At 56.0% G+C, this 13,019-nt stretch carries 14 protein-coding genes; 10 read left to right on the top strand and 4 right to left on the bottom strand.

All coding sequences use genetic code 11. The annotated features are described in order from the left end of the window. Positions 1–3: 3 nt before the first annotated feature. Both DBV39_RS13710 and DBV39_RS13705 read right to left on the bottom strand, forming a co-directional pair. Entirely contained in the window at positions 4–825 is an 822-nt protein-coding gene (locus DBV39_RS13710) for a type III pantothenate kinase (RefSeq protein WP_159078956.1), read from the bottom strand. 78 nt (positions 826–903) lie between these two features. Then, positions 904–1,728 (bottom strand): biotin--[acetyl-CoA-carboxylase] ligase, encoded by an 825-nt coding sequence (locus DBV39_RS13705; protein WP_108622009.1) that lies wholly within the window; start codon positions 1,726–1,728, stop codon positions 904–906. A gap of 204 nt (positions 1,729–1,932) precedes the next feature. Between DBV39_RS13705 and DBV39_RS13700 the strand changes: the two genes are divergently transcribed. The 10 genes from DBV39_RS13700 (at position 1,933) to lipA (ending at position 10,305) form a co-directional block, all read left to right on the top strand. Beyond that, positions 1,933–3,048, top strand: a complete 1,116-nt coding sequence (locus tag DBV39_RS13700; protein WP_108622008.1) for an MlaE family ABC transporter permease — start codon at positions 1,933–1,935, stop codon at positions 3,046–3,048. 2 nt (positions 3,049–3,050) lie between these two features. Continuing rightward, positions 3,051–3,827 (top strand): ABC transporter ATP-binding protein, encoded by a 777-nt coding sequence (locus tag DBV39_RS13695; RefSeq protein ID WP_108622007.1) that lies wholly within the window; start codon positions 3,051–3,053, stop codon positions 3,825–3,827. A gap of 15 nt (positions 3,828–3,842) precedes the next feature. Further along, a complete protein-coding gene (locus DBV39_RS13690) occupies positions 3,843–4,790 on the top strand; it encodes an MlaD family protein (RefSeq protein ID WP_108622006.1) in 948 nt (315 codons plus the stop codon). Positions 4,791–4,802: 12 nt separating this feature from the next. Further along, on the top strand, positions 4,803–5,420 hold the full coding sequence (locus tag DBV39_RS13685; RefSeq protein ID WP_159078955.1) for an ABC-type transport auxiliary lipoprotein family protein: 618 nt from the start codon (positions 4,803–4,805) through the stop codon (positions 5,418–5,420). 20 nt (positions 5,421–5,440) lie between these two features. After that, positions 5,441–6,085 (top strand): alpha/beta hydrolase, encoded by a 645-nt coding sequence (locus DBV39_RS13680; RefSeq protein WP_108622004.1) that lies wholly within the window; start codon positions 5,441–5,443, stop codon positions 6,083–6,085. A gap of 73 nt (positions 6,086–6,158) precedes the next feature. After that, positions 6,159–7,373, top strand: coding sequence for a D-alanyl-D-alanine carboxypeptidase family protein (locus DBV39_RS13675; RefSeq protein WP_108622003.1), 1,215 nt, complete (start codon positions 6,159–6,161; stop codon positions 7,371–7,373). Between the two features lie 77 nt (positions 7,374–7,450). Beyond that, the gene (locus DBV39_RS13670) at positions 7,451–8,347 is read left to right on the top strand and encodes a D-amino acid aminotransferase (protein ID WP_227870932.1); all 897 of its coding nucleotides are present in this window, start codon (positions 7,451–7,453) and stop codon (positions 8,345–8,347) included. Beyond that, positions 8,347–8,619 carry a DUF493 family protein gene (locus DBV39_RS13665; protein WP_108622001.1) on the top strand — a complete coding sequence of 91 codons (273 nt, stop codon included), beginning with the start codon at positions 8,347–8,349 and terminating at the stop codon, positions 8,617–8,619. The genes DBV39_RS13670 and DBV39_RS13665 overlap by 1 nt, the downstream gene beginning before the upstream one ends. After that, on the top strand, positions 8,619–9,284 hold the full coding sequence (gene lipB / locus DBV39_RS13660) for a lipoyl(octanoyl) transferase LipB (RefSeq protein ID WP_108622000.1): 666 nt from the start codon (positions 8,619–8,621) through the stop codon (positions 9,282–9,284). The genes DBV39_RS13665 and lipB overlap by 1 nt, the downstream gene beginning before the upstream one ends. Before the next feature lie 67 nt (positions 9,285–9,351). Further along, the gene (gene lipA, locus DBV39_RS13655; RefSeq protein WP_108621999.1) at positions 9,352–10,305 is read left to right on the top strand and encodes a lipoyl synthase; all 954 of its coding nucleotides are present in this window, start codon (positions 9,352–9,354) and stop codon (positions 10,303–10,305) included. 38 nt (positions 10,306–10,343) lie between these two features. On the opposite strand, the gene DBV39_RS13650 is transcribed toward lipA, so the two are convergent. Both DBV39_RS13650 and DBV39_RS13645 read right to left on the bottom strand, forming a co-directional pair. Next, complete coding sequence (locus DBV39_RS13650) at positions 10,344–12,218, bottom strand: sensor histidine kinase (RefSeq protein ID WP_227870633.1); 1,875 nt, start codon at positions 12,216–12,218, stop codon at positions 10,344–10,346. A 13-nt stretch (positions 12,219–12,231) separates the two neighbouring features. Then, a complete protein-coding gene (locus tag DBV39_RS13645) occupies positions 12,232–12,981 on the bottom strand; it encodes a LuxR C-terminal-related transcriptional regulator (protein WP_108621998.1) in 750 nt (249 codons plus the stop codon). Positions 12,982–13,019 lie beyond the last annotated feature (38 nt).

The raw sequence follows: 13,019 nt of genomic DNA, 5'->3' as shown, positions 1-13,019 counted from the left end.
GAACTATACAACAGGTCCATCCGAGTTTGCCCGTAGTTGAGGGCCTGCAAACAAACTGAGTCCATCCAGTACAACATTTGGCACTTCCTCGACCAAAGTGCCCGGTAGTGTCCGGTGCCATTCCTTTCTGAGCAGATCCCACGCGCCTCCACTGACACACATCAGCGGGGGACGCTGGTCCCTTTCCTGACTCAGGTCGATCTGACGACGAATCGCACCGAGTTGTGCCGCGACAATTCCGGTGGTGATTGCTGCATGGGTATTGGCAGGGTAATCGGCGACTTCACCAGTTGCCATGGGCAGACGGGCAGTTCCTTTGGATAGGGCCATCTGCATCATGGATACGCCAGGCAAGATGAGCCCGCCGAGAAACCGCCGGTCGCGGCTAAGCGTATCGATCGTTGTCGCCGTTCCAAAATTGGCCAGCACAATGCTTCGGTCCTCGTGTGCGAACCGCTTCATCACGCCCAGCATACCTGCCCAGCGATCTGCGCCCAGTTGTGGGGGATCAGGATAGGCGTTGTGCACGCCGTGCGCATGGACGGCCGGCCAGACCCACTCTACTGGAATCGGTTGACTGCGGTTCGCCAGAAAGCCTTCAAGCGCCAGCATCAGTGCCTGACTCGCCACACTCACACCAATGGCCTTGTGAGGTGTGACGCCGAGACGCAAGAGCTCCTGGTCAAGCCAGTCCAGAAGCGACTCTTGTGTCTGATGAGGATGTGCATTCAGATAACGGGTTTCTCCGGCGTCTTCATGCCAGAGTCCTAGCTTGAGTCGAGTATTGCCCAGATCAATGAGCAGAACATAATCGGGAGTGTTCACGGCTTGGCCAGTCATGACTTTGTAGTAGGTGATTCCGGAAGCAGTAATGGGGGCAGGATCATCTGGCAGGCACGGACATCAGACCTTGCGCACTGAAATATCTCCGACTCGAACAGATTCCATTGTGCCATCGGCAAGGCGGACCAGCAGGCTGCCATCTTCTGCCAGACCAGACGCTGTCCCGGTCAGCTGGATCTGGTCTCCTTGTAGAACGTTGACCTGTCTGTTTCGTAAATAGTCAAACAGCTCAAAGGATTCTCTGAGATGTTGCAAAGGAGCGAGGCTATGTAAGGCAAGGCATTGTTGCCAGCTTTGCGCGACCTGTGCAACCAGCCGGGATCGTTCTGCGACAGCGCCGTCCAGGCTGCTCCAGTCGGAAACGTCACGATTCAGTTCGGCTGACAAGTCTGATGCGCCAGCCAGATTCAGCCCCATTCCGACGACCAGAAATATCCCGTTTCCCATGATTCTTGACTCGACCAGAATGCCGGCAAGCTTGCTGTCGTCAATCATGATGTCGTTAGGCCATTTCATGCTGAGGCGCCCGATGTCGTGGCCTGCAAGTGGTCTGAGTGCCTCACAAGTGGCAATCCCCAGTGCAGGTGCAACACCCGCGAGCAGTCTTGTGGGCATGTTCAGCATGAAGCCGCACGAGAACATGAGCGTCTCACCTGACCGGTCTAGCCAGGGTCTGCCCGCACGACCTTTGCCTTGCGTCTGGTGGTTGCTGCCGAGCAGGCGCGGCCAGTGTTCAGGCGTTCTGTACTGTCTTGCCAGTTCAAACAGATCGGCGTTGGTCGACCCCGTCTGTTCAAGCCAGTCCGTATGAGCCCATTGAGGTAGCTTCTGACGCAACTGCAAGACGAAGTCCGGGATGCTTTGTCGGGTGTCAGGCACTTTCATGCGGGCGTGTCAGTGTAGTATCCATTGTTTATGGCAATATTTAGTCCTGTCCAGGGATGGCCTCGTGCTTGTTCAATCTGAAGGGTGCGGTCTGCATCATCCGGGAACGACCAGTGATGTTTTCGGTCAGTATCTCACAGGCGACTGGACTACGCGGGCATTATGCCAGACAGGAATAGCCATTGAATTCAGGTTTTGGGGCGAATGAAGACTGCGAAGAGTGAGTCTTTTATTTCACGTACAGATAGTGTCTGCACAATCAGCGGACGCTGGGATGTGGCCGCGCTCTCCAGCGGGGGAGAGGTTGCCCGTCGCCGTCGTGAGCTCAAGGCGGTCAAGGAAGATATGCGCTGGGAGCTTGATGAGCAGACCCGGCTTGATACTGTTGGCGCACAGCTACTCTGGGATCGCTGGGGCCACAAGGTACCAGATGGACTGGAGCTGACGGCTGGACAGAAGGACCTCTTTCGCATGCTGGCCATGGGTGCGCAGCAAGACAGAATCCCGAAGCAGAAATTTGACCCGTTTGGCTGGATCGAGCAGATCGGGCGAGGCGCAGGCGTGGCATACGAGCATGGTGTCATGCTGCTGACCCTGCTTGGCCGGCTTGCATTTGATATGGTCGGCTTTCTCGCCAGACCTCACCGTGGCCCCTGGAAAGAAATCTCGGCGCAGGTGTTTCGTGCGGGCGCGCAGGCGCTAGGTATCACGGCACTGGTCGGGTTTCTGATCGGCGTGGTGATTTCCTATCTTTCCGCCCAGCAGCTGGCTATGTTTGGTGCGGGGCAGTTTATCGTGACCCTTCTGGGTGTTTCGATCGTTCGGGAGCTGGGTCCGGTGCTGGCAGCCATTCTGGTGGCGGGTCGCTCGGGTTCGGCCATTACCGCCCAGATTGGCGTCATGCGTGTCACTCAGGAGCTTGATGCCATGGACGTTATGGGCATATCCCAGAGCCAGCGCCTGATCTTGCCGAGAGTGATTGCGCTGGCTCTGGTGATGCCACTGCTGGTGCTCTGGACGGATGCGCTTGCATTGTTCGGTGGCATGATCGCCGCCAAGTACGAACTTGGCTTGCAGATGGCATGGTTTTTTGAGCAGCTTCCCAGAGCCGTGGGCCTGAAGAATTTCTGGATTGGAACGATCAAGGGTGTGACATTTGGTGCGTGGGTGGCGTTGGTAGCTTGCCATTTCGGGTTACGTATCGAGCCCAATACGGAAAGTCTTGGCAAAGGGACCACGACTTCGGTTGTGACGGCCATCACGGGTGTCATTCTGATTGACGCGATTTATGCAGTCATCTTTAGCCAGATGGGGATCTGACGATGCAAGAACAGGCTCCCGTCATTGAGGTCAAGGATCTGACGACAGGATTTGGCACCCACGTCGTGCACGAGCGCCTGAGTATGGATGTTCAACCGCGCGAGATTCTCTCTCTGGTGGGGGGGTCTGGCTCTGGCAAAACAACCTTGTTGCGTCACATACTCGGATTGCAGCGCGCGTGGGGGGGCACCATCAAGGTGTTTGGCAGGCTGATCGAGTCTTACAGGGGGGCCGACCGGATCGCGCTGACACGCCGCTGGGGAATGCTGTTTCAGTCGGGTGCGCTTTTTTCTGCGTTGCCGGTTTTTGACAATGTTGCCTTGCCCTTGCGCGAGGTCAGGTACCTGCCTGAGGATCTGATCCGTGAGGTGGTGCTGATGCGGCTGGCGTGGGTTGGCCTTTCGGCGCAGGACGCTTTGCTGATGCCCTCGGATCTTTCGGGCGGAATGATCAAGCGGGTTGCGCTAGCCCGGGCGCTCTCGCTGGATCCCGAGTTGCTGTTTCTTGACGAGCCGACAGCTGGGCTGGATCCCCAGCGTTCGGATGAATTTGTGGCGCTGATCAAGTCACTGCACCAGCAGCTTGGATTTACGGTGATCATGGTGACCCATGATCTTGATACGATTCGAGACCTGTCCACGCGTGTGGCAGTTCTCGCAGAAAAGCGGGTTCTGGTTGAGGGCTCGATTCAGGACGTCATGCAGACCGAACACCCGTTTATTGAAGCGTTTTTTCATGGTGAACGTGGGGTGAGGGCGATGGGAAAGACCGCACAATGACAGATTGGGATTGATATGGAGAATCGAAGTCACGCCATCATCGCCGGGTTGTTTGTGCTGGTGCTGCTTGCAGCAGCAGCCATCACGGCCATCTGGATTGGTCGCAAGAATGTCACGTACGAGCCGTTTGAGCTCGTTTCGCAATTACCAGTTGGAGGCTTGTCGGTGCAGTCCCAGGTTCGCTATCAGGGCATGCCGGTGGGGCAGGTTCAGGGGCTTGGCTTTGATCAGGAGAACCCTGGAAGTATCCGCATCAGCATTGGTGTGTTGCCGCAGACGCCAGTGACAAAAGGCACATGGGCCGAGATCAGCACCCAGGGGGTGACAGGAATCTCCAATATTGACTTGAGAGATGATGGCAGGGACCCGGAGAAGGTTGTCTCGACCCCTTCAAAGCCTTATTTGATTCCTGTGCGCCCAGGTTTCTTTCAGCGACTGCAGAGCGCGGGGGTTGACATGGTGTCAGACTTTGAGGGTGTGCTCAGACAACTCGAGAGTTTCGTGACCAAGGAGAATGCCACGGCTTTCACCGAGATCATGAACAACACCCGGACGCTGACGGCCTCCTTGAATCAGTCGGTTATCAAGCTCGAGCCGACTTTGCAGGAGCTGCCCGGTCTGGCGAGAGATCTGAAGCGTTCTCTGGAAGTCTTTGACGGGATGGGCAATGACGTGAGTTCGCTGGTCAAATCGGCTCAGACGACGATCGATATGCTCAACAGCAGTAACGGGCCAATAGGTCAGGCTGCGCTGAGCCTCAAGCAGCTTGAGCGCTCTGCCGCGCAGTTGCAATCCTCCGTCCTGCCCGAGGTGAACCGGGTGCTGGAAAGTTTGAGCCGGGCCTCCAGAACCTTCGACAGGACGATGCGTGAAGTTGAGCGTGCTCCGCAGTCCCTTCTGTTCGGTGCACCAGAAGTCAGGCCAGGCCCGGGCGAGCCTGGATTTGACGGATTCAACCAGTAAAGGATGTTTTGCATGAACCCTTTCATATCAGTAGCGCCTGGCCGATTGATCACTATCCTGGCTGCCATGCTGCTCGTCGGGTGTACGGGGCTTGGTCAGGTGCCACCAGCTCTGCAGAGACTCGACCTGGGTGCTCCACCTGATGGTGTGACACGTGCCGCACAAAGTGCACCAGTCAAAACGCTCGTTGTTCCCCCTGTTTCAGCACCAGCCATGCTTCAAGGGGTTGGGGTGGTCTGGCGCATGGGGCCCGATGGCTTGCCCAACCGCTACGCAACCTACGAGTGGGCTGCGTCACCAGACAGCCTGATCCACGAGCGATTGATCGACCGGCTTTCCCGGAATTTTGCGATCTTGCCAGAGAGTGTAGGCAGTGATGCCCTGACTTTGCGTGTCAACCTTTTGCAGTTTGAACAGGTGTATGCAGCAGACGGTTCAGGCAATGAAGGTATCGTGGGCATTCAGGCGGTGCTGTTGCGCGGGAGTGATGTTTTAGGGCAGTATCGCGATACGGAGCGCGTACGTGCGCAGGCCAACGATGCGCAGGCTGGGGCACGGGCCTTGCGGATAGCGACCAACCAGCTGGCAAACGACCTGACAGCCTGGATTAGCCAGACTGCGCAGAAATAGATCGGATAGAAGTGACTCTCATGGCAAGTAAAACGCAGAAAATGATGTTTCAGGGACTGGTGGGCGATATAGATTGTGCGCTGGACTGGCCTGATGGCGAGCCGCAGGGCTGGGCCCTGGTGTTGCACCCCAACCCGGTACAGGGTGGAACCCGTGACAACAAGGTGGTCACAACTATTTCCCGGGCATGTGTTCAACGGGGCCTGGTAGCTGTGCGTCCGAACTTCAGAGGGATTGGTTCGTCAGCTGGTGAGTTTGACGAAGGACGCGGCGAAACCCAGGACATGAAAGCACTGGTCGAGCAGTTCAGCGAACAGTTTCCGGATATTGCCGCTGGCAAATGGGTTCTGGGCGGATTTTCTTTCGGGACATCGATTGGGCTTCAACTCTACGGTATCTGGCAAGCTGCCGATGAACGCCTGCCCGACGCCGTCATTCTGGCCGGATCGGCTGCATTGAGATTTCGCCACCTCGAGACTGTCGCGCCCGATGACGCCCTGATTGTTCACGGAGAGAACGATGACGTCGTTCCCCTGTCAGAGGTCATGGACTGGGCGCGTCCGATCGACATGCCGGTTGTGGTGGTGCCAAATGCTGGTCATTTTTTTCATGGAAAGTTGCTGATCCTCAGGCATCTGGTCCAGACAAGATTGCGCGCACTATAAGATGACCAAAGCCGCCGGTGACCTTCATTCCAGTTAACATGACGCTTTAGATTGCTCGTAACGGAAAGCCCAGATGTTTTCAAGAATTTCTCTACGTTCCAGACAGTTTGTGGCCGCTGCGCTGGCTTGTGCGCTGGTACCAGCTTCGGTTGCCCAGAGCATTTACAAGACCGGTTCACCTGAAGCGCAGACTGTGCCGGTTCAGAGTGTGTCGACCATGCCAGCTCCCGTGATCGCTGCGCGTGCCTGGATTGTGGTGGATGCGGTGACTGGCCAGGTCATTGCTGCACAGAATCCTGATCAACAGGTTGAGCCAGCCTCATTGACCAAGATCATGACGGTCTATCTGACATTTGATGCGCTCAAACAGAACAGGATCACACCTGACCAGCAGGTGCCAGTATCAGAGAAGGCGTGGAAGACGCCTGGGTCGAGGATGTTCATTGAGCCGCGCATGCCGGTCACTGTTGATGAGTTACTCAAAGGAATCATTGTTCAGTCAGGAAATGATGCGTCGGTCGCCATGGCTGAGCTGCTGGCCGGGACGGAAGAGGCATTTGCCCAGTTGATGACAGAGAAAGCTGTTGAAATGGGCATGACCGAAACGACTTTCCGCAATTCGACTGGACTGCCTGATCCACAGCACACTACTACGGTCAAGGATCTCGCCATCCTTGCGCAGAGAATGATCGAGGACCATCCGGATCGTTATGCGCTCTACTCCATGCGCGAGTTCACCTATAACAACATCAAGCAGGCAAACCGCAACCGCCTTCTCTGGGCAGATCCATCGGTCGATGGTATGAAAACAGGGCACACGGATGCGGCAGGCTATTGCCTGATCTCGACCGCACAGCGTGGTGATCGCCGGGTGATCAGCGTACTGGTTGGTGCAAACAGCGAGGCCAGCCGTGCAGAAGAAAGCCTCAAACTTCTGAACTGGTCCTTCCAGAACTTTGACACGGTTGAGCTCGTTGCTGCAGGGCAATCCGCCGTTCAGGCTCAAGTCTGGGAAGGTACGACAGATGTTGCAGAGCTCGGTAGCACCAAGCCGCTTTTGTTGACAGTGCCACGTGGCAAGACCGGGGAGGTGCGAATGGTCGCCAGTCGTCCGGATCCGCTGCTAGCACCCCTGTCCCAGGGTGAGCGGGTGGGTACGCTGACGATGACGCTCGAAGACAAGCCGTTGCGGGTGGTTCCGCTGAATGTGCTGCAACCTGTCGATCGTGCGGGTTTCTTTGGAAGGGCGTACGACCAACTGCGACTTTGGCTACAGCAGTATCTGTAGGGTCGCCACAGGCCAGGATTCGCCGGGCGTCCCCGTTGCCCGGCCATACAGACAAGAGTGTGTTGACCATGCATGACATCATTCAGGGCGTGAAAGGCGATCCGACGGTTTACGTCGGTGGCGAATTTCTGCCGCTATCTCGTGCCAGCGTTTCAGTGCTGGATCGGGGATTCATTTTTGGGGATGGTATCTACGAAGTTGTACCGATCTATTTTGGGCAGCCATTCAGAATGGCTGAGCATCTTGATCGCCTTGACCGCAGTCTTGCCAAAATCGAGATCAGCCAGCCGATGAGTCGGGAGCAATGGGAAGGTCTGGTCAGGGATCTGATTGCCAAGACGGATTCGCAAGGCAATTGTGCCATGGTTTATATCCAGGTTACCCGGGGTGTTGCAAAGCGGGATCATGCGTTTCCGAGCCCACCTGTCAAACCAACTGTTTTTGCCATGGTCGCGCCGATGGTGCCACCCACTGAGCAGGTTCGCCGTGCAGGACTGAAGGTGATCAGTCTGCCGGATGAGCGCTGGTTGCACTGTGACATCAAGTCGGTCTCCTTGCTTGGCAATGTGCTGGCCAAACAGGCCGCGGTCAAGGCCGGGGTTGACGAGGTGGTTCAGTTTCGAGATGGAATGTTGACCGAAGGCGCGTCTTGCAACATCTGGGTCGTCAAGGACGGCAAAGTCTACGCACCGCCCAAGAACCATCTGGTGCTCGAAGGTATCCGTTATGGGTTGATGCAGGAGTTGTGCGAGGAAATCGGTATCCAGTTTCTGCTGAAGCCTGTCCCCAAAGAGGCGGTTCAGTCTGCCGACGAGTTGATGCTGACTTCGGCCACCAAAGAAGTGCTGCCTATCGTTGAGCTTGACGCTCAACCTGTCGGGTCCGGTCGTCCAGGTCATGTCTACGAAAGTCTTCGCAGAGCGTATGACGCACGCATCCAGGCATTGAGTCAGTCTATCTCAGAGGCGTTGTAATGAGTACACCGGAGCAGGAATCTCTGATTGAGTACCCGTGTGACTTTCCGATCAAGGTGATGGGAAAGCAGGATCCAATGCTTGCCCAGACCTTGAGCGAGGTAGTGATTGGCTTTGATCCGGCATTTGATCCCTCTACGGTCGAGATTCGGATGAGCAAGGGTGGCAATTATGTGGGACTGACTTTCACTGTGCGAGCAACCTCCCGACAGCAGCTCGATGATCTGTATCGCGCCTTGCACGGGCACCCGCTGGTTTCGATTGTGCTCTGATGAACGTTCCATTGCAGGCAACAGATACGCCTGGGGTGTTGCGCTGGCCCGGACTGACTGATTACCAGACAGTCTGGCAGTCGATGCAGGCATTTACTGAAACCAGGGACGCGCTCACACTTGATCAGATCTGGCTTGTAGAGCATACCGCCGTTTACACGCTGGGCCTGGCTGGAAAGGCGGAGCACGTGCTGGCTCCTCATGACATACCTGTGATCAAGTCTGACCGTGGTGGACAAGTCACCTACCACGGACCCGGCCAGGTCGTGGCGTATGTTCTGGCGGATCTCAGGCGCCTGGGTATAACCATCCGGGAGCTGGTCAACCGACTGGAATCAGCGGTCATCATCACGCTACAAGAGATGGGCCTTGAGGGCGCAACACGTAAGCCCGGGGCCCCAGGAGTCTATGTGCCAGTACCCGGTAATGCCGAACTGGCCAAGATTGCTGCGCTTGGTCTGAAAGTCCGTAAAGGCTGTACTTATCATGGCGTCAGCCTGAACGTTGACATGGATCTGACGCCATTTGACTGGATCAACCCGTGTGGCTATCCCGGACTCAGAACGGTTAGCCTGGCAAGCTGTTGTGTGAACAAGTCCTGGAACGAATCAGCCCTTGCCCTTGCGGGAAATATCGTACGCGTTTGTGGTGTACGAGTAGAATAGTACCTAGTCGTCAGGCTCTTCATGTTCAAAGAGCCACCCCCTAAATTCTTTGCTCAGGATCGCTTTTATGTCGAATGCGTCCACGTACGATCCAACCCAGAAACAGAAATCTCAGGCCAAGACCTCCCGTATCCCGATCAAGATCGTGCCGGCAGAGCGGCTGAAGAAACCTGAATGGATCCGGGTCAAGGCCGCGCCTGCCGGATCCCGTTTCTACGAGATCAAGCGGATCTTGCGTGAGCACAACCTTTATACCGTCTGTGAAGAGGCGTCCTGCCCGAACATCGGAGAGTGTTTTGGCAAGGGAACGGCGACGTTCATGATTATGGGTGACAAATGCACGCGGCGTTGCCCGTTCTGTGACGTAGGTCACGGACGCCCAGATCCGCTGGATGTGGACGAGCCTTCAAATCTGGCCAAGACCATTGCGGCGATGCGCCTAAATTATGTTGTGATCACCTCGGTTGATCGTGATGATCTGCGGGATGGCGGGGCTGGGCATTATGTCGAATGCATCCGTTCCGTTCGCGAGCTCTCGCCGCAAACACGGATCGAGGTGCTGGTTCCTGACTTCAGGGGGCGTCTGGAGAAGGCGCTCGATATTATGGATGCCGAACCACCTGACGTGATGAATCACAATCTGGAAACGGTGCCACGTCTGTACAAGCAGGCCCGGCCGGGTTCGGACTACATGCATTCATTGAAGCTGCTTAAAGACTTTAAGCGCCGCAATCCGGATGTCCCGACCAAATCTGGCCTTATGGTAGGTCTTGGCGAGACGGATGAAGAAATTCTGGAAGTGATGCGGGATATGCGTGAGCATGACATCGAGATGCTCACAATAGGTCAATACCTGCAACCTTCTGTGCATCACCTTCCAGTCTTGCGATACGTTCATCCAGACACTTTTGCGATGTTCGAGGCCAAGGCATATGAAATGGGATTCTCTCACGCAGCGGTCGGGGCGATGGTTCGGTCCTCCTATCATGCCGACGAACAGGCACATGCGGCCGGGCTCTGACGCCTGATCAGGCCTCTCACTGGCCTAATCGAGGATCATCAGGGGTTTTGTACCGAGACCCGGACGGTTGTGCCATTCGGGTCTGACTCAACAGAAAACTTTCCCCCAAGTCTTTGCATTCGAGCGTTCATGCTTCGCATGCCGACACTGAGGCCGGCATCTCGCACCGCATCCGGATCAAACCCTACACCATCGTCGCGAATTTCAAGCACAAGTGGTCCGGCTTTGGATTGTGTGCAGAGGACCGATACATTGTGCGCGCGACTGTGTTTGATGACATTAGACAACGCCTCTTCCACCACGCGTGTCAGTGCCAGACACAGCAAAGCATCCGGATGAGACTGCCACGCTTTATCAACGATCCATTTTGAGTCGATCCCGCACTCATCAAAGATCCGGGTGAAGCGATGACGCAGAGGTGCCATCCATTGAGTCGGGGTGGCCGGGATGTTTGCGCCAGCACTTGATCCGTGATCGATCACCTGACGTAAATCATCCCGCAGGACTTTGAGCAGGGACAGCATTCTTTCATTCGACAAGAGGTGCGGAGATTGCTCAACCAGTGCCATGTTGCGCACCAGACTGCTGCCAAGACCATCATGCAGGTCATGCACGATCTGCATTCGTTCCTGTAGCTTGGCATGGTTGATTGCCTGCTGATGCTCTCGTTTCAGTACGTGTGAAAGCTCATCGCGGGCATGGGTGACGCGCGCTTCAAGCGCCTCGTTGAATGACTCGATCTGCTTCATGCCTGATACCAGTCTGCCACCGAGCAGGAGTGCCATGAACATGGCGGCAATCAGACTCGTTACCGCTCCCCACATTTCATGGGCGCGCCATCCGTCAATCAATACCATGAAATCGTGAATGCCCACGGCAAGGAAGATCAGCCAGCACATGGCCAGTAGAATATGCTGAGGCTCACGTGTGCGCCAGGCATGGAGTTGAAACTGTATGCAGTTGACCAGAAAAATCAGCACGAACGTCATCCAGATCATTTCGACCAGATTGCGCGGGGCAAAGCAAGCGACGATGATACCAAGGCCGGTGAATATCCCCAGAGCACGCTGGATTCGCGGTAATTTCTGCCCTCCGAAGCGCCAGGTGAACATGCAGAAGCTCGTCACGTAAAGCAGAAAGGCAATGATGTTCAAGCGCGAATGGCTGATGACGTCCGGAAATGGCCATGGCGAAGAGGCAAGAATGGTTGAAAGGTATACAACCCAGCAGAATGACATGGCCGCGTACCACCCGAAAGCTTGTTCGCTGCGCCTCAGGCACCACACCACCAGAAAGATACCACCTAGTGCTCCCGACATCCCCAGGTTCATGTAGTAGACCGTGCGCTGTCGCCATTCGCTGGCAGTGTGTGCGGCGTAGACCTGCTCTGGCGACCCAAGCCGTACACGCCCGATTCCCAATGCCAGTTCGCTGGCACCGACAGTGCGTATCCAGATGGAGTTGACACCGTCTTGCATGGCGGACTCGGGAAGTAGCCACCAGCGAGGGGTGTTCCAGCTCATGGACATTGGCTCCTCCAGCGAGTTGTCTCGCCAGATGAGGTCGTGATTCAGGTACACCTCGCCCGCCATGCCGATACCGTCAATTCCTAGCGCGACGGGCGAATTGTTCGCATCCTGCCCAGCCTCGCAGTCACGATTCCAGTTCACCTGATACCAGACAGGACCCTCATGATCCAGCCAGCGAGTCTTCCATAAGTCCGGAACTGAAACAGCCTCCCATCCTTGTGTAGGAGGTTGACTGTCATGAGCTGTCGCGCGTGCTGCACGGATGTCGGAAATATTGACGTTGCACGTCATTTCCGAGGCTTGCGCCGGGACGGCAGATGACAGCACTATGGTGATCAGAGCCAACGTCGCCAGAATCAGATACTGCAACACAAGCGGTCTCACTCGGAGACCTCTCTCACTCAAGTACTCCGCGTTCGCGTGCTGTGCGGATAGCCATGGTGCGTGATGACACACTCAATTTCCGGTATACCCGTTTGATATGGCTCTCCACGGTATGGCGAGAGATAAACAGCTGCTCGGCAATCTCCCGGTTGGTCAGGCCATCAGCAACGAGTCGCAGAATCTGGGTTTCTCGCTCGCTTAGTGCTTCGCTGCCAGCAGGTATCGCCTGCTGAGCGCCAGCTGAAGTTGGCTCGGCCAGGATAGCGAGCCCGGATGTCGAGGTTTCGCCAGCTGATTTATCCGAATCTGGCAATAGCTCCAGAATACGTCTGGCAATAAATGGATCAATTGGTGCTCCGCCTCTCAGGACACTGCGGATCGCCATGGTGACTTCTATGTCGTCACGCTCTTTGAGGACATATCCAGTCGCTCCGGCTCTGAGTGCATTCAGGATGGACTCTGCTGTGCTCCAGGCAGAAATGACCAGTATTCCCAGGGAGGGATCACTGTTCCTCATTTGCTCGATCAGGTTCAGCCCGCTCCCGTCTGGCAGCATCAAATCAACCAGAGCGAGTGCGAGTGGTTCATTACGCAGCATGGCCTGTGCTTCGCTGACGGTCGCCGCAAACAGCAGCGCTGCTGGCGGATATCCCACCTCAAGCAGGATGCCCTGCAATCGAGCTTGCAACAATGGCTCGTCTTCTACGATCAGGACAGGTGCAGGCAGTGGAATGTCCAGGGAGGTCGGTGATGCTGAATTCATGTCCAGATGCCAGGTGAAAGCCGTATCTGGCGATTTAA

Source organism: Orrella marina, from assembly GCF_003058465.1.
GTDB classification, from domain to species: domain Bacteria; phylum Pseudomonadota; class Gammaproteobacteria; order Burkholderiales; family Burkholderiaceae_B; genus Algicoccus; species Algicoccus marinus.
This window is presented reverse-complemented; position numbering and strand designations above follow the sequence as displayed.

Coding starts and splice junctions, on each gene's coding strand:
- DBV39_RS13705 (WP_108622009.1), bottom strand. CDS start 1,728: ATGAAAGTGCCTGACACCCGACAAAGCATCCCGGACTTCGTCTTGCAG.
- DBV39_RS13700 (WP_108622008.1), top strand. CDS start 1,933: ATGAAGACTGCGAAGAGTGAGTCTTTTATTTCACGTACAGATAGTGTC.
- DBV39_RS13695 (WP_108622007.1), top strand. CDS start 3,051: ATGCAAGAACAGGCTCCCGTCATTGAGGTCAAGGATCTGACGACAGGA.
- DBV39_RS13690 (WP_108622006.1), top strand. CDS start 3,843: ATGGAGAATCGAAGTCACGCCATCATCGCCGGGTTGTTTGTGCTGGTG.
- DBV39_RS13685 (WP_159078955.1), top strand. CDS start 4,803: ATGAACCCTTTCATATCAGTAGCGCCTGGCCGATTGATCACTATCCTG.
- DBV39_RS13680 (WP_108622004.1), top strand. CDS start 5,441: ATGGCAAGTAAAACGCAGAAAATGATGTTTCAGGGACTGGTGGGCGAT.
- DBV39_RS13675 (WP_108622003.1), top strand. CDS start 6,159: ATGTTTTCAAGAATTTCTCTACGTTCCAGACAGTTTGTGGCCGCTGCG.
- DBV39_RS13665 (WP_108622001.1), top strand. CDS start 8,347: ATGAGTACACCGGAGCAGGAATCTCTGATTGAGTACCCGTGTGACTTT.
- lipB (WP_108622000.1), top strand. CDS start 8,619: ATGAACGTTCCATTGCAGGCAACAGATACGCCTGGGGTGTTGCGCTGG.
- lipA (WP_108621999.1), top strand. CDS start 9,352: ATGTCGAATGCGTCCACGTACGATCCAACCCAGAAACAGAAATCTCAG.
- DBV39_RS13645 (WP_108621998.1), bottom strand. CDS start 12,981: ATGAATTCAGCATCACCGACCTCCCTGGACATTCCACTGCCTGCACCT.